The 16,386-nt window shown below is 33.1% G+C and carries 17 protein-coding genes and 1 pseudogene; 10 read left to right on the top strand and 8 right to left on the bottom strand.

Annotation, left to right across the window (positions count from 1 at the left end; all coding sequences use genetic code 11):
- Window positions 1-9: 9 nt before the first annotated feature.
- The 7 genes from GMA17_RS14455 to GMA17_RS14485 form a co-directional block, all read right to left on the bottom strand.
- The gene (locus GMA17_RS14455) at window positions 10-1,473 is read right to left on the bottom strand and encodes a phage/plasmid primase, P4 family (protein ID WP_248397395.1); all 1,464 of its coding nucleotides are present in this window, start codon (window positions 1,471-1,473) and stop codon (window positions 10-12) included.
- 110 nt (window positions 1,474-1,583) lie between these two features.
- Window positions 1,584-1,871, bottom strand: a complete 288-nt coding sequence (locus tag GMA17_RS14460) for a helix-turn-helix domain-containing protein (protein ID WP_248397397.1) — start codon at window positions 1,869-1,871, stop codon at window positions 1,584-1,586.
- A 90-nt stretch (window positions 1,872-1,961) separates the two neighbouring features.
- Window positions 1,962-3,017 (bottom strand): hypothetical protein, encoded by a 1,056-nt coding sequence (locus GMA17_RS14465; RefSeq protein WP_248397399.1) that lies wholly within the window; start codon window positions 3,015-3,017, stop codon window positions 1,962-1,964.
- Entirely contained in the window at window positions 3,004-4,278 is a 1,275-nt protein-coding gene (locus tag GMA17_RS14470; protein WP_248397401.1) for a site-specific integrase, read from the bottom strand. Before GMA17_RS14470 ends, GMA17_RS14465 begins: the two co-directional genes overlap by 14 nt.
- A gap of 426 nt (window positions 4,279-4,704) precedes the next feature.
- The gene (locus GMA17_RS14475) at window positions 4,705-4,851 is read right to left on the bottom strand and encodes a hypothetical protein (RefSeq protein ID WP_248397403.1); all 147 of its coding nucleotides are present in this window, start codon (window positions 4,849-4,851) and stop codon (window positions 4,705-4,707) included.
- Between the two features lie 19 nt (window positions 4,852-4,870).
- The gene (gene hpf / locus GMA17_RS14480) at window positions 4,871-5,173 is read right to left on the bottom strand and encodes a ribosome hibernation-promoting factor, HPF/YfiA family (RefSeq protein ID WP_248397405.1); all 303 of its coding nucleotides are present in this window, start codon (window positions 5,171-5,173) and stop codon (window positions 4,871-4,873) included.
- 50 nt (window positions 5,174-5,223) lie between these two features.
- The gene (locus tag GMA17_RS14485) at window positions 5,224-5,622 is read right to left on the bottom strand and encodes a VOC family protein (RefSeq protein ID WP_248397407.1); all 399 of its coding nucleotides are present in this window, start codon (window positions 5,620-5,622) and stop codon (window positions 5,224-5,226) included.
- A gap of 200 nt (window positions 5,623-5,822) precedes the next feature.
- On the opposite strand from GMA17_RS14485, the gene GMA17_RS14490 reads away from it, so the two are divergent.
- The 8 genes from GMA17_RS14490 to GMA17_RS14525 all read left to right on the top strand — a co-directional run bounded on the left by GMA17_RS14490 (window position 5,823) and on the right by GMA17_RS14525 (window position 12,429).
- The gene (locus GMA17_RS14490) at window positions 5,823-6,314 is read left to right on the top strand and encodes a GbsR/MarR family transcriptional regulator (RefSeq protein WP_248397409.1); all 492 of its coding nucleotides are present in this window, start codon (window positions 5,823-5,825) and stop codon (window positions 6,312-6,314) included.
- 108 nt (window positions 6,315-6,422) lie between these two features.
- Window positions 6,423-7,280 (top strand): META domain-containing protein, encoded by an 858-nt coding sequence (locus tag GMA17_RS14495; RefSeq protein ID WP_248397411.1) that lies wholly within the window; start codon window positions 6,423-6,425, stop codon window positions 7,278-7,280.
- A 63-nt stretch (window positions 7,281-7,343) separates the two neighbouring features.
- On the top strand, window positions 7,344-7,790 hold the full coding sequence (locus GMA17_RS14500; RefSeq protein WP_248397413.1) for an SDR family oxidoreductase: 447 nt from the start codon (window positions 7,344-7,346) through the stop codon (window positions 7,788-7,790).
- A 115-nt stretch (window positions 7,791-7,905) separates the two neighbouring features.
- Window positions 7,906-8,913 (top strand): NAD(P)-dependent oxidoreductase, encoded by a 1,008-nt coding sequence (locus GMA17_RS14505; protein WP_248397415.1) that lies wholly within the window; start codon window positions 7,906-7,908, stop codon window positions 8,911-8,913.
- Window positions 8,914-8,924: 11 nt separating this feature from the next.
- Window positions 8,925-9,341 (top strand): DUF2141 domain-containing protein, encoded by a 417-nt coding sequence (locus GMA17_RS14510; protein ID WP_248397417.1) that lies wholly within the window; start codon window positions 8,925-8,927, stop codon window positions 9,339-9,341.
- Window positions 9,342-9,393: 52 nt separating this feature from the next.
- Complete coding sequence (locus GMA17_RS14515; protein ID WP_248397419.1) at window positions 9,394-10,032, top strand: HdeD family acid-resistance protein; 639 nt, start codon at window positions 9,394-9,396, stop codon at window positions 10,030-10,032.
- Between the two features lie 211 nt (window positions 10,033-10,243).
- Window positions 10,244-10,693: a GNAT family N-acetyltransferase gene (locus GMA17_RS14520; RefSeq protein WP_248397421.1), complete on the top strand. Its 450-nt coding sequence runs from the start codon at window positions 10,244-10,246 to the stop codon at window positions 10,691-10,693.
- Entirely contained in the window at window positions 10,690-12,429 is a 1,740-nt protein-coding gene (locus GMA17_RS14525) for an amidohydrolase (RefSeq protein ID WP_248397423.1), read from the top strand. Before GMA17_RS14520 ends, GMA17_RS14525 begins: the two co-directional genes overlap by 4 nt.
- Before the next feature lie 48 nt (window positions 12,430-12,477).
- On the opposite strand, the gene GMA17_RS14530 is transcribed toward GMA17_RS14525, so the two are convergent.
- Window positions 12,478-14,556, bottom strand: a complete 2,079-nt coding sequence (locus GMA17_RS14530) for an amino acid carrier protein (protein ID WP_248397425.1) — start codon at window positions 14,554-14,556, stop codon at window positions 12,478-12,480.
- 317 nt (window positions 14,557-14,873) lie between these two features.
- On the opposite strand from GMA17_RS14530, the pseudogene GMA17_RS14535 reads away from it, so the two are divergent.
- Window positions 14,874-15,556, top strand: a pseudogene (locus tag GMA17_RS14535) (SDR family NAD(P)-dependent oxidoreductase).
- A gap of 13 nt (window positions 15,557-15,569) precedes the next feature.
- Window positions 15,570-16,346, top strand: a complete 777-nt coding sequence (locus tag GMA17_RS14540) for a glucose 1-dehydrogenase (RefSeq protein ID WP_248397427.1) — start codon at window positions 15,570-15,572, stop codon at window positions 16,344-16,346.
- The last annotated feature ends 40 nt before the right edge of the window (window positions 16,347-16,386 follow it).

Raw genomic sequence — 16,386 nt, forward strand, 5'->3', positions numbered from 1 at the left:
AGTGAAGGTTTAAAATGAAATCTTTTTTTCTATATTAAATGAAGTGCCAATGCGTTTATGAGCTTTGGTGTATCCCGCTTTTTCCAATCTTTTAGATAAATTTTTACTTGATACTTGCCTGTAACCGTTATCATGGCAATATTGTTTATATTCTGAATAAATCTCCTTTAATGAATGGAACGAGGTAATTGAAATAATATAATTTTCATCTTCAAGAAATAATAATACGCTATCACTTTCTTTTTGATACTGTAGTACTTCATTTTTTACAATATCACTCTCAGTAAAATTTTTGTTATTTAGTAACCTTTGAAGTCCTTCTAATATCCAATTAAAGACACCTGATAACTCATTGTCAATGATTTTTTTAGACAATTCCTTATCTTGTTTTTCCTCTGGAAAGGTTACTCTGAAGGGAAGAATTAAAAATCGACGAAAAAAGGCATTTGTGTTCTCTACTTCTTTTGGTAATTCGTTACAATTAAACATTAGTCTAGCGTATTCTGTGGCAACAATGGTTTGTTTATAAAGAACTGGGACCTCGATAGGTTCACAAGAGGCCATTGCTTTAAAAATATTACTTTCTAATTTACCGTTAATCTCACTAGAGTAGTTAAGTAGTTTATCAAGCAAGTTAATTCTCGATTTACTATTTTCAGATGTAAGAGAATGCAAGGAATAATTTGATACATTCTTACTGCCCAACAAAGCCATTATAATGTCGAAAATCACGCTCTTTCCATTTGCTCCGGTTCCATATAACAGTAAAACTTTTTCGATTTTAATGTTATTATTGTTTATGAAAATACTAGCTAAATATTCTGCAAGTATATCTTGTAATTCCTTTTCTGGCAATACTTCATTTAGAAATTTGTTAAACAAAAGAGCTTTTGCCTCATGATTATAACTGAAAGGTAATTGATAAATCAAAAAATCGGATTTCTGAAATGGTCTTAAAAACTGTTTTTTAGGGGTGATTTCAAATGTTCCGTTTTTAAGATTTATTAAGGTTGTACCAATTTTAGGTTTTATTTCCTTTAGTCCAGCATCAGCGATAAATTGTTTAAATAGCTTTTCCTTAAAATCGTAATCTTTAGCATCAAATTTATCCACTTTCATTTTGAGAGCTGCATTACCCAAAAAATCTTTAAAAATTTCAGTTCCTACACATTCCCAATATTCCGAGTTGAATACATAAATTTGCTCGTTCTTACGACAAAGGCTAAAACCGGTTGCATCTACAGTTTTTAATAATATCTCAACAACGGCTATTCTATAATGTTTTCCAAAAAGCTTGTCTTTATTACTTTCTAATTTACAATACTCTCTAAAATTTACAGGCTTGATTTGTTTAGGTATTTCCTTTAAAATATTTTCAACCTGTTTAAGTTTATCTTTGTCTGATTCGATTTCTTGAATTAAACTGTTTGTTTCGTTTAGAATTTCATCAATTCTTATATTAGTATTTTTCATATTATTCTGGATTTACCAATGATAATATGTATTTTTACGTTGTCTGTATAATTTGGCGTTATAACTAAAGACATTGAAAAAGCACACAATTCATCTTTGGATTGTGTGTTTTATTTTTCAAACTGATTCATTTTTTTAAGAACTTGTAGTACCTCATTCTTTTTATAGCGGACTTTGGCGCCAATCCTGTAAGCTGGAATGATATCTTCCTTCGTCCATTTCCAAAGACTTACTAATGAAACGGACAATAAATTTGCCGTTTCCTGTCTTGTGAGTAGGATTTCACTATCAGAATTACTTTTATTGTGTTCCTCTAGTAAAATTTTAAAACCGTTTAAAATTTTAGGGATAAATTCTGATTCGTTTGATGTTGTAATTTGAATTACTTCTGTTTTCATGTTTGCGTGTTTTTGTGGTTCAACACGGCAAACTTAATGTAGAGAAATGGCGTTTAGGTTTTTGGGTATACCAAGGGTATTGCCTTTAGTTTAAAACAGACTATTAACCGTTTTCATAGCTTCTTTAATTTTACGCTGTGCTTTGTAAAATCTTTCCTGTTCTTTTTTAGCTTCAACGGTTTTTCTTATTTCTATTGGAATTGATGATCTTTGAAAGTCTTTAACGCTTTTCTTTAAATTATCTATGCTAGCTTTCGAAATGGTGTTTAATATGTTAGCGTATTTACTTGTTTTTTCAATTAAAACATCATGTTCATCTTGGGATAGATTTACAAGAGAATCTAATGCCCTTAATTGTTTGTCTAAATCTGTAATATTATTTCCAGTGATTTTATTCAAATGCTCAATTTTATTTGCCTCGTTTAGTAAACTAAAATCAATACCCCTCAATTTGTTGATATAACAAACGTGTTGCATTGGTGTTAGTTTTTTTAGTGACTGTTTTTCATCAATATTTAAACTGTTTTGAAATGTTTTCATTGCTTTTTCGTAAAAACCTATCTTCATTTTAATTTTGATAAATTTCATCCAAGTTTTGACAACTTCATTTACATGAATATTAAATTCTGAAATACCAAAAAGATAATTTGATATCCAATAATCATCAGTTTCTATGTGTATTTTTACAAAATCCTCCCATTTAATGAAACCCTCCTTTTCATTTTCTACCCCAAGACCCATAAAGTCTATAAAAAACGGGTCTTTTAAACCTTTCTTGTTAAGTTTTAAAATGGCTTTCTGTAGAAATTTTTCTTTTTCAGCTTTATTAGTGAAAGTATTTAATTTTAATAATTGTTCGTTTTTGAATCTTGAAAATTGGATGTTATAAATATTACTCATGTAGGTTTTAGCCACACTGTATATTTCATTTGTAATTTCTTTTTTAATATTGTAATGGTTTTCATTAAAAAATATAGTACCATATAGCATGTTTGAGGGTAAATATGTTTTTGAAACGCCAGGAGCAATAAACTCCAATTCATCGTATTCATTGTAAATTCCAATTTCAATACAATGAGAAGCAATCCTGTTGAATTTTTCCTTCTTGAAATCACTTAAAACTCCAAAATAATTATTCATCATCATCTATTTTATTTTGATTTTCCCAATATTCACTTATTTTTTTAATATGTTCGTCCTGCGTGGCTTTTATATAATTCATAAATTGCGAAGTTGATTTGTGCCCCGTGGCTTTCATGATAATACGAACCTCAATGCCCTGTAGAAATAAATTAGTAGCAAAAGATCTTCTACAGGTGTGTGACGAAACTAGTTTGTGTTTTTCGTAATAATCCAATTTCTTTCGTTTGGTTTCTTCGTCCAATACGTATCCATAAGTAGAATCGTTTATTTTAGCTTCTTTACAAACTTCCTTAATGTATTTATTGAATTTTTGATCTGATATTTTACGTGGTAAATTCCCGTTTCGTTTTGCTAAAATTTCTCGTACCTGTGGATGAATAGGTATCGTTAAATTGTCATTAGTTTTTTGAGTGGTAATGTTTATGAGATTATTGATGATATTCTCTTGTTGTAGGTTTAAAATGTCTGAAACACGCAATCCAGTTCTTAATCCTATAATAAATAAGTCCCGGGCATTATCTAGTTTTTCAGACTCCTTAAAATCATGGTTAAAAACGGTGTTGATTTCAGTGTCGGTTAGATAAGTATCGTGCGTTTCATTTTTGGGAGCGTAGAAATTTTTATGCTTGTAAATTGGGTTAATAGGTAAACTTTCAATTTCAATATTTCGGCAAAAGGTTTTAATTCTGTTTACCAGGTTCCCAATTGAGTTACTGTTTAATTTTCCTATTGTTTCGCAGTAATGAATAAAATCCGAATGAAATTTCAAGTCAATATCTTGAAATCTGTATTTGTAATTCTTATTTTTTTCAAATAATTCCAGTTTACTTAAAGTAGCTTCATAATTTTTTATAGAACGAGGCTTAATCAGTATGCCGTTATGCCTTCTAGTATGAGCTTCATCTACAAATTTCTTTACCCAATCTACAAAATATATATGATGCAGATTATTTTCAGTAGCTCGGTTTGCAAATTTATCTAGGGCCTCTTTTAGCCATGTTTTAGAAATGTATGTTTCATTATTATAGTCTACATTATATTTGTCAGCAATATAATCTTCTAACTTATCTAGCTTATTATTAATAAAATCGATGTTTTCAGGGGTGGCTTTAAGTTTTAAACGTTGTTTGCTTACAGACCAATCATCGCTTTTTACCTTAAAGCCAGTTGTGGTGGTTAAGTCTATTCTTTTGCTGTCAAAAAAACGAACATAAATACTAGAGTATTTACCTTTGCCTTTCCTTATGAAGTATTTAATGGTCATATTTCATTCCGATATTTTCCCGATATTTTCCCGAAAAATACTTAATCTTTCTGAAACTAGCTTAATTCTACTTAATTTAATTTAAATTAATTTCTCCTTAAAGCCTTTATTTTATTAGTGTTAGCATGATTTAATTAGGTTTGGCGAACATGGCTGATTAAGGCTGGCTATTCCCGCCTTGAGTACTATAAAAGCCGTAACAATCTAATTTATAGATTTTTACGGCTTTTTAATTATGTGGTGTTTTTTGGGAAAGATATATAGATTTTAACATGAATAAGGGTTTCGTAAAAACATGAGTGATAAGTCCAATATCCAAAAGTAAAATGAAAAAAACGAAACAAATCACGATTATACAATACATTACTGTTAGGTATTGTAAACAGTGCTTTTAAAAAAAAGGGATTGTAAATGATAGCTAAAGAATCAGTTTCGTGTTTCAATATGTTTGTTTTCATCTTTTTGTTCTAGCACTTTATACACCAGAAAACCCAATTGTAATCCAACGATAATAATTTTTGCTTTTCTACCTGGTATTAAAATAGAGGCTGCATTTAATAATAAAGATTTCATAAGGTACAGTTTTTAATCGTTAATAATTTTTCATCTTTTCTTTAACCTTATGCAATTGGCGCTCTAAATCTTGAACAGATTCCAATAGAGAGTTTTTAAAATTATCATGACTCGCTTCGGCAAAAAGTCTAGGACCTGGTAAACTTAATCTAATATTGCAGATTTTTCCGGTTTCGTCAGACGTGGTGTTTTCTGTTTTAAAAAATACATCAGCACGAATTACCATATCAAATTTCTGACCTAATTGTTCTAATTTTTCTCGCGCTTCATTTTCTAAAGCCTCACTGCTTGCCACATCGTGGTATTCAAATATTATTTGCATGTATATTGTTTTTAGTATTAATGGATAAATTATGATTACGGATATCTGGGTTAATTATTAAAATTCACCATCCAGTTAATTCCAAATTCATCTGAACATCTACCAAAATAACCCCATTCACGCTCTCTGAAGTTATGGTGTATTTTGCCTCCATTGGATAGCGCGTTGAAAAGATTTTCGGCTTCGGCTTTGGAGTCGCAATCTACACTCATGTGTATTTGGTTGCCGTGATTAATTGGTGTGTCCGGAGCGGCATCATAAGCCATTATGCGAATTCCGCTTCCTTTTAATTCAGCGTGTTGTAATTTTTGCCTGTAAGATGATGGTACATCAATTTTACGATCCTCATACGTTTGGCGGTTTTTAATTTCTGCATTAAATAATTTACCATAAAAGGTTAATGCTTCTTGACAATTGCCGTTAAAGGCTAAATATGCTTGTACATTCATAATTTTCTGTTTTTTCAATAAATTTAAGATGTATACACACTTTTTTTTAGTGCTATTAAATTTATAATTGACGCAATAACAATAAGGTTGATAGTAGGTTATGTTGGTTGAAATTAGAGTAAATACCAACTTAAAAAATAACAAAACTTTACCATCAACTTGTTCGTGTTGTTATGAACTAAACATATATTTGTAGTATTATGGAAATAACGAAAGATAGTAAACAGCTTATTGAGGATATTGGGATACGTATGGAAGAACGCCTTCATATCTCACCTTTAGCGTCTAGAATATATGCCTTATTAACATTATCAGCTTCTGATGGTTTGACTTTTGAAGAAATTCGAGAAACTATTGAAGCTAGTAAAAGTTCTACTTCTGTAAATGTAAATGTGTTAACGCAGTTAGGTTATATTACGTTTTATACCAAGCCTGGTGATAGAAAAAGATACTTTAAAGTTGCTAAATACTACCAATTAGAATCTTTAGAACTCTATAATCAATCGCTTACCCGAGAAATTGAATTGGTAGAGAAAATTAATGAATACAATAAGGCGCAACATCCTGAAAAATTTGCTTTAGAAGAGTCTGTTGGAATAATTACTCAAGATTATTTAAGAAAAACCCAATCTCTAGTTCAAGAAACCATACAGTCGCTTTCACAGTTTCGTAAGAACGAAAAGCAATTATAACCTATAATTGGTTTATTTACAGCAATTAAACTTTAACAATACTTTAGCCTTATTTAGTTCGTAATGTTACGAACTAAATGTATATTTGATAAAATAGAACATGTATTTATGAAAACCAAAATTACCACATTAGCCATTTTCTTATTAACCCTTGTAGGATGTAATCAAGACAAAAAATCCAATGCACCTGTTCCATCGAAAATTAAAGTAGAAAATAATCAGATGGAACTAGAAAAATCAGAAAATGAGTTGACTACTATTGAAAACACGAAATGGGTTATTACTAAATTAGAAGGTCGGGATATGACCGACAGGGAAAAAAATGGACAAATTATTTATTTCATTTTGGATTCTGAAAATAATAGTATTAGCGGTTTTTCTGGATGTAATAATTTTATAGGTGCTTACAAGTTGGACGACGGAAATCGTATTATTTTTTCGCAAATGGGTTCTACGCGAATGGCGTGTCCAGATGCTAAAATTAATGAAGCGCAAATTTTGAACATTTTTGAAACAGCAGATAATTTTACAATAGCCAACAATATTTTATCATTAAACAAAGGAAAACGAGCACCTTTAGCAGAATTTAAAAAGGTAAAAATGGATGATAATCTAATTACTGAAAAATATTGGAAACTAAAAACGTTAGGAGGACAAGCGGTTACAATGGCCGATAATCAAGAACGCGAAATATTTTTCACCTTAAAAAATAATAACAACCAAGTAACAGGTTTTGCAGGTTGTAATACAATGAATGGTGAATTTGTGTTAGAAGAAGGTAATAGAATTCGCTTTGTTAATATGGCAACAACACTAAAAGCATGTCCCGATGTTGATGTTAATGAATCTGAATTTTTAAAAATATTTGAATTAACGGACAACTATACAATTAAAGATGACATTCTATCCTTAAATGTTGGTAGACGAGCACCTTTAGCGGTTTTTGAAGCTGTATATATGGATTAACGTTTACCAAGTTAGCCAATTAGTGCCTTAATAGCGTTTCATAAAATTGCTGGTCAAGGTTCGGTGGCTGTTCTGTTATCATCCATGATGGCTCATGCCGTTCCTCCAAATGAAGCTTATGATGAGGCTTTGAAAAATCCACAAGCCGAGAATTCTTTTGAAACCGAAAATCAATTTGTAAACGGTGATTCAGATATTATGTACAATTTTGCCAAACGGGGTGTGCATTTGTTAAGTCATAAAAATGCAGATAAGTGGGGTGAAAAAGCGGCGCGAATTGTAACGGTTTCCCCAGGCGTTATTGAAACACCTATGGCCATGAAAGCAGCTGAAGAACACCCAGAACGCATGGCAAAGATTAAACAAGCTACACCCTTAAAGCGTAATGGTCAGCCTGAAGATGTTGCTGATGTGGTGAACTTTTTAGTTAGTGATGCGGCGCGATTTATCACGGGAACTGATATTTTGGTAGATGGTGGTGTTATTCAAAACATTAAAAACATGTATTAAATAGAAAAACGTGTCAAGCCAAAAAATACCATGCATAAAATTATCTTAAAATGATATGTAAAGTATCTTTTGGCTTAAGGTTTGCTTGTTAAATATGTAAACAATAAAACGCCCTATGAACAAAACACATGTTTTACTAACTGGAGCTTCAGGAACTGTTGGTTTTGAAGCACTAAAACAACTCCTTGAAAAAGGTATTTATCAGGTAACGGTTTTTGACAAAAAATCCAAAGCAACGATTGAAAAGTTTGCACCTTTTAAAGATCAAATTACTATTATATATGGTGATATTTCAAATCCTTTAAATTTAGAGTCTATCCGTAATATAGATGCTGTTATTCATTTGGCAGCTATTATTCCACCTTTGGCAGATGAGATGCCTGAATTAGCACACAAAGTAAACACAGTAGGCACGCAAAATTTAATTGCTCAATTGGAAAAGGAGTCGCCAAATGCTTTCTTTATGTATAGTTCTAGTATTTCTGTATATGGAGATCGTATTGAGAATCCGTATATACATGTGGGCGATCCGCTCATTCCAAGTGAAGGTGACGCGTATGCAGAAACAAAAATTGCCGCCGAAAAGACCTTGCAAAACAGTCAATTAAATTGGACTATTTTTAGACTGGCAGCTATTATGGGAAATCATAAAATGTCTAAACTCATGTTTCATCAACCTTTAAATACAGCTTTGGAAATTGCTACACCACGTGATACCGCTCGTGCATTTGTAAACGGAATCGAAAAGGAAAAGGCCTTGTCCAAACAGATTTTTAATTTAGGTGGTGGTGAAACCTGCCGCATTAGCTACGAACATTTTTTAGAACGTTCCTTTGCTATATTTGGATTAGGGGAACTTGATTTTCCAAAACACGCCTTTGCCGATAAAAATTTTCATTGTGGTTATTATGCCGATGGTGATGCTCTTGAAAAAATTGTTAACTTTAGAGAAGATTCATTAGAAGATTATTTTAGTATGGAAGCTGAAAAAGTGTCGTCCTTAAAAAAAACAGCAGCCTGTATTTTTAAAAAACCTATAAAATGGTATTTATTAAAACAATCTGAACCTTATGATGCTTACAAAGCTCAAGATAAAAAACAGATGCAACATTATTTTAATTAAAACTCAAACCTATGAACATGTTATTAGCGTATCTCTCAATTATATTTGGGTTTTTGTCCTCGGATGCACCACAACTAACAATCAATATTCAAAATATTGAAAAAATTCAAGGCTATATTATTATTGGTATTTACAACGCAGAAGAAGGGTTTCTGGAAAAAGATTCAGAAATTAAACACTACAAATTAACTGTAAAAGAAAATGTAGAACGCCTTATTATCAATGATTTGCCAAAGGGTGATTATGCTATTTCTATGTATCATGATGAAAACTCGGATGGCATTTGTAATCTAAATTTTATAGGGATTCCAAAAGAGCCGTATGGTTTTTCAAATAATTTTAAACCCAAATTTTCGGCACCCAAATTTGTGGATTGTAAGTTTTCATTAATCGGGGATCAAGTTTTGAATATCAAGCTAGTGGATTAATAATTGAATATATAATCGTCATAGAATTAACTAACTAACTAAAACTATTATTATGGAAGCAACATTTTTAAAATCTATTAAAGAGGCCATTAAACATTGGTACATTCCGGTGATTGTTGGACTGTTTTTTGTTATCGTAAGCATTATTGTGTTTATGTCGCCAGCAGGTTCATTATTAACCTTGTCCATTTTATTTGCCTTGTCATTTTTATTTGGCGGATTATCAGAAATTATATTTTCAGTAGTCAATAGGCATCAATTAGAAAATTGGGGTTGGTCTTTAGCGTTTGGAATTATTACTTTTATTGTAGGTACGTCTTTACTTATTCACCCTGCATTATCTATACCGGTTCTGGCGTTTTATATTGGATTTATTATTCTATTCCGTTCCGTGGCAGCTATCAGTTTTGCGCTCGATATTAAACAATATGGAAGTAAAAATTGGGGTATTTTATTAGGACTTGGAATTTTAGGAATTATCTTTTCATTCATTTTAATTTGGAATCCCATATTTGCCGGAATGAGTGTTGTTATTCTTGTGGCATTGAGTTTCTTATTTAGTGGATTATTCAGTATTTATCTGGGTTTACAATTACGCCAAATTCATAAATCGTCTAAATCTATTTCAGCAGAACTAAAAGAACGTTATGATGACCTTATGGAGGAAATTCGAGACGAATGGGATGATTAATTTACTCTAAATTTTAAAACAATATTTTTATACGGCACGTTTGGTTTATGAAATATCTTACCAAACGTGTTTGTATTTTATTTAAATCAACAGACTTCTATATTTTAGCGTTCTAATAACAATCAAGCAGCATTCAATTTAGACTAAAAACAGATTTCCATTTTATGGTTGGAAGTGGATATTTAATTAAATTACAAACAAAAAATACGTTATGATTACGATACAAAGAGCACAATTACAAGACTTGGAATCTATTATTGCCATTGAGCAGCATGTTTTTGATACGGATAGTTATCCAGCTTTTGTAATTCGCCAATTATTTGATATTTCTGGTCACTATTTTCTAGTAGCCAAAGAAGACAACAGCGTTTTGGGTTATGTTCTAGGTGGATTAAATTCAGAGAATATGCAAGGTTGGGTCTTGTCTTTAGGTGTTCATCAAGATGGGCGCGGTAAAGGGTTGGGAAAACAACTAACGGAGCAATTAGTTGAGGTTTTAAAAACGGCAAATGCGAAAGAAATTGCCTTAACGGTCTATCCAGATAATGAAGCAGCCATAAAAATTTACAAGCATTTAGGCTTTGAAGGTGATGTTGTTTTAGATAACTATTTTTTAGATAATGAAGACCGAATTATTATGACCTTAAAAACCAATCAATGATGAAAAAAATAGGACTTACCATAGTTGCATTATGTGCTTTTTTCAGTTGTAACAAACATGAAAAAACAACGGATAAAATGGATGCCGAAATTGAAACGTCGCAACTATTTTTCAATGGTGATATTTTAACAATGGATTCTGAAAAACCGGAATATGTCGAGGCTGTCGTTGAGAAAAATGGTGAAATTGTTTTCGTTGGTAGGAGAACCGAAGCCGAATCACACTTTCCCGGATCAACAAAAATTGATCTTAACGGCAAAACTTTATTGCCTGGTTTTATAGATCCGCACAGTCATTTCGGGATGGTTTCTAACACTATGGGACAAGTTGATTTGAATCCAGAACCAGTTGGAGACATCACTAATATTGATGATATTTTAAAAAAATTAAAACAGTATAAAGAAGATAAAAACATTCCCGATGGCCAATGGATTTATGGTTGGGGTTACGACGATGGTCAGTTAGCAGAAAAACGACATCCTACTAAAAAGGACATCGATAAAGTCTTACCAAATAATCCAGTGTATTTGCAGCATACAAGCGGCCACATGGGCGTTGCAAATTCGTTAGGACTAGAAAAATTAGAAGTCTCGGCAAAGACTAAAAGCCCGGAAGGTGGTACCATTGCACGATTTCCAAATTCTAATGAACCAACGGGCCTAGTTCAAGAAACAGCCATGTATCCTTTTGTAAGGTTGCTGCTTGAAAATCTAGCCTCTAAACAAGAAGAGTTTTTTAATACCACTCAAGACTATTATGCCTCAAACGGTATTACTACGGCGCATGATGGTATGACGGACAGAAATACCATTCGTTTCTTTCAGAGGCAAGCAGATGCTGGGAAATTTAAAATCGATTTAATTTCTTTAGCGGGTTATGCGGAATTAGCATCTAATTTAAAAGACTCAACATTGGAGTTTAAAACCTACAAAAACAGATTTAAGGTACAAGGCACAAAAATAGTTGCCGATGGTTCGCCACAAGGAAAAACGGCATTTTTCACCAAGCCTTTTTTAACTGAAGTGCCAGGATGCGCTCACGATTGCAGAGGTTTGCCAAGTTTAACACAAGCCGCCATAAACGATTTATTTGTAATGGCTTATGAGAAGGATAACCAATTATTTGTGCATTGTAATGGCGATGCCACTGTTGATATGATTATTGAAGCACATGAAAATGCGTGCAAAACATTAAATCAGCCTTTAGATTACGACCGAAGAACCATTATTATTCACGCACAATTTGCAAGACCAGATCAATTAGAAACCTTTGTGAAATATAAAATGGAGCCCTCATTTTTTACCAATCATGCATATTTTTGGGGAGATATTCACGTCGAGAATTTAGGAAAAGAAAGAGCGGAATTTTTAAGCCCTATGGTAAGTGCAGCGCGTTTAGGTTTAAAACCTACCAATCATTCGGATGCTACTGTAACACCAATCAATCCTATTTTTACAATTTGGACAGCGGTAAATCGCGTGTCAAGATCCGGCGTGGTCATTGGCAAAAATGAAAGAACAACACCGTATCAAGCCCTAAAAGCAATTACAGCCAATGCAGCTTATGAGCTTTTTGATGAGAATTTAAAAGGCACTTTAACTGAAGGAAAATTAGCAGATTTTGTCATTTTGGACAAGAACCCGTTAAAAGTAGAGCCAATAGAAATTAAAGATATTCACGTGTTAGAAACCATTAAGGAAGGTAAAACGATATATACCTATAGTTTTAAAAACTGATTTTTTATTAAACGTTCATACATAAATAAATAGTTAAGGGTTGTGCCGTTACGCCTTAACGAACTTTTCTGCTATGTAGAGTTTTCCTTTTTTAAGTTTATCTAAATAAACATTCATATCGGCATATATTTCGGGTGCTAGAATGTATAATCCAGCAATATTTGGAAACGACATGGCTAAAATCATCATATCAGCAAAACTCAATACGGCACCAAGGCTTACAGAAGCTCCTAAAACCACAAAGCCTAAATACATAAATTTATAGAGTAATTCTCCTTTTTTGCTTCGCCCAAAGAGGTAAGTCCATGAACGCATGCCGTAATAAGACCAAGACACCATGGTTGAGAATGCGAATAAAAATACAGCAATAGCTAAAATCATAGGAAACCAAGATACCACGCTTCCAAAAGCAGCAGACGTCAATTCTACACCTCCCATTCCTCCACCATCTTTATGAATACCTGTAAATATTAGAACCAAAGCAGTCATGGTACAAACCAACATCGTATCAATTAAAGGTTCAACTAAAGAAGCAAAACCATCCGCAATCGGATTATTGGTTTTGGATGCACTGTGGGCTATTGCCGCAGATCCAACACCTGCTTCATTGGAAAATGCAGCACGTTGTAATCCAACAATTAGTACGCCTATAAAACCACCTTTTAGGGCATCGGCAGAAAAAGCACCATCATAAATTGCCATAAAAGCTCCGCCTATATTATCGATGTTGTTGCCTATTACCACCAAGCAACCAATAATATATAACATGGCCATAAATGGTACAACTTTTCCTGTGAATTTAGCAATACTCTTTATTCCGCCAATAATTACAATACCAACAAGCACAGCAAAACCAATACCAAATAAAAAACCTTGACCTTGAAGAATGGGTACCTGCTCGGACATTATTTTAAATGCTTGATTAGATTGGAGCATATTTCCACCACCAAAAGAAGCACCAACACCCAAAAACGCAAAAAGTCCTGCTAGAAATTTACCTAGTTTTTTAAACTTACGCTTTTCAAGACCATAGCGTAAATAGTTCATCGGTCCTCCAAAAATTCTACCTTCCGAATCAATAAAACGGTATTTTACACCCATACTACATTCTGCAAATTTTAAGGACATTCCAAAAAAACCAGCCATAAACATCCAAAATGTTGCGCCAGCTCCACCCAAAGAAATAGCAACTGCTACGCCAGCAATATTGCCTAGTCCCACGGTTGCAGATACGGCAGTTGCCATAGCTTGAAAATGTGTAATACTTCCCGGCGCATTAGGATCGTCATATTTACCGCTAGCCAATCCTAAAGAATGGCGAAAACCTCGAATATTGATGAATTTTAAGCGTATGGTGAAAAAAACACTTCCCATCATAAGCCAAATAACAATAAACGGAATGGTGTTTTCAACTACATCACCATTGGGGTGTAACAAAGGTTGTGGATTTTTAAATTGAATTGTTCCTATTAAAGGCTCATCAGTAGAAGTTGGTTTGCTACTTATGGAAATGTGTGCGTTTTTATTGACGAGATGTTTAAGGTTTCCGCCAAAATTGGCACGTACAACTGTTTCGTTGCCATTAATTTCAAGGATTGCAATTTCCTGATTCTGTTGCACCGTAGCTCCATCAGGAACTAACCATTCTTTTAAAAAATAGTCTTGATTGGTGTTTTTTATATGTGGGAGTCCAATATCGTCTTTTGAAATATAAACCACGGGATCGTATATTCCGAAGGAAGCGAAGGGATCCCAAAATAATATGGCACCAAGAAAATCTACCGCAGGTTGTACATTACTATTAAAAATTTCAGTAATAGATTCAGCAGGTATTTTGAAAGATTTTGAAGTCGACATACCGTTAGCATCTGTAACCATTACCGAGTGCGTCATGCCTTCAATTAAACCAATTGCGTTATTGGAATTTAAAGATGTATTTTGATTACTCCATTTGTATTGGTAAGGCGGTTTGCCACCTTTAACTATTAGTTGAGCCGTTCCGTTGTTTATTTCTGAAGATGGATTGTTTAATTCAACACTAATTATTATTTCATTAAGGTCATTTTGAGCATTTAGACTCGAAATAAGAAAAAATGAAGTAAAAAGAAGGAGTAGTGATTTAAACATTGATTTTTATAGTTTTATCTGGAAAAATACAATTTAGGGATAACACGAAGCTCTCCCAAACTATTTCCTTAATTTTTTTGTGACTATTGATATATAGTTAAATAATTTATCATCATAAATTACTTGTAAATCTTATTGTATTAATGCGCCTAAATTGGTGTATTTAGCTGTTAAAATATGCTTAATATTAACGAGTTAAATTAATTTTAGCAGCTGTAATCGTTATCTTTGGAATTATCATAAATTAGAATATTATGAAAAATTTAAAAGATAAAGTAATTATTGTAACAGGAGGTGCAGCAGGAATTGGTGGCGCTATGACAACGGAATTAACAGAAAGAGGCGCGTGCGTAGTTGCTGTAGATTTAAATGAAGACGCAGGCATGCAAAAAGTAGCCTCAAATCCGGAACAAATTGCGTTTTTAAAAGGTGATATTTCGAAGGAAACGGTTGCAATGGAAGCCGTTGCATTAGCGCTTTCTAAATTTGGTAAACTAACAAGTTTGGTAAATAATGCACATGCATCTCGCCAAAAACCAATATTGGATTTACAGAAGATGATTGGAATTTATCGATGAACACAGGTTTAAAAGGAACCTTAAACTTCATGAAGGCGGCTTATCCCGAGCTCAAAAAAACCGGAGGGTCTATCGTTAATTTTGGTTCTGGAGCAGGCTTATTAGGCCAGAAAAATCAAGGAAGTTATGCGGCAGCTAAAGAAGCTATTCGTGGATTATCTCGTGTAGCAGCTAATGAATGGGCGGAAGATGGTATTCGTGTAAATATTGTTTGTCCGTTAGCATTTACGGATGGTGTAAAACATTGGAAAGAAAATTTTCCAGAGCAATATGAAGAAATTATCAGTAAAAATCTCATGGGCCGTTTTGGAGATCCACAAAAAGATGTGGCACCCATTGTCGCCTTTTTATTAAGTGAAGATAGTCAGTATATGACAGGGCAAACACTAATGGCAGATGGGGGAGATATCAAATTAAGATAATAGAAACAAAACAATGATGAATACATCAGACTTATTCAACTTAAAAGGGAAAACAGCTATTGTAACTGGTGGTGCAAATGGCATAGGAAAAGCTACTGCTAAATTACTGGCAAAACATGGTGCTAATATTTCGATTGGCGATTTTAATTTAGAAGATGCGAAGAATACAGCAAAAGAAATTGAAGCATTAGGTGTAAGGGCTATTGCTGTAGAATGTAACGTGTTAAAAGATGCAGATTTGGTAAATTTGGTAGACACAACCGTAAAAGAATTAGGTGGAATCCACATTTTAATTAATAACGCTGGAGGAGGTGGCGGTGGACGCGAAAATCCTTTTAAAATTTCGGTAGATGAAATTAAACGCGATTATGAATTGAACGTGTTTAGTGGCTGGCGATTATGTCAATTGGCTGTGCCATATATGAAAAAAGAAGGTTATGGTTCTATTGTTTTTACAACATCTATGTCTAGTATCAACAAAAGTCCTAATATGAGTGGCTATGGCGGTTCAAAAGCAGCTGTAAATCATACCGTTGCCAATTTAGCACACGATTTTGGTCCAGAAGTACGCATTAATGCTGTTGGTCCTGGAGCTACAAGAACAGCTGCTTTAGAAAGTGTTTTAACACCTGAAATTGAACAAACCATGTTAAAGCGCACACCAATTAAGCGTTTAGGAACTGCCGAGGACATTGCGGGAGCTATGTTATATTTCGCCTCACCTATATCAGAATGGGTGAGTGGACAAACCATTTTTGTAAATGGAGGTGGCGAACAAACATTAGAGTAGAATTAAAATAATACCAATTTAAACATGCAATAAAATGTTT

The organism is Bizionia sp. M204, assembly GCF_023205095.1.
Classification (GTDB): Bacteria; Bacteroidota; Bacteroidia; order Flavobacteriales; family Flavobacteriaceae; genus Algorimicrobium; species Algorimicrobium hallyeonense.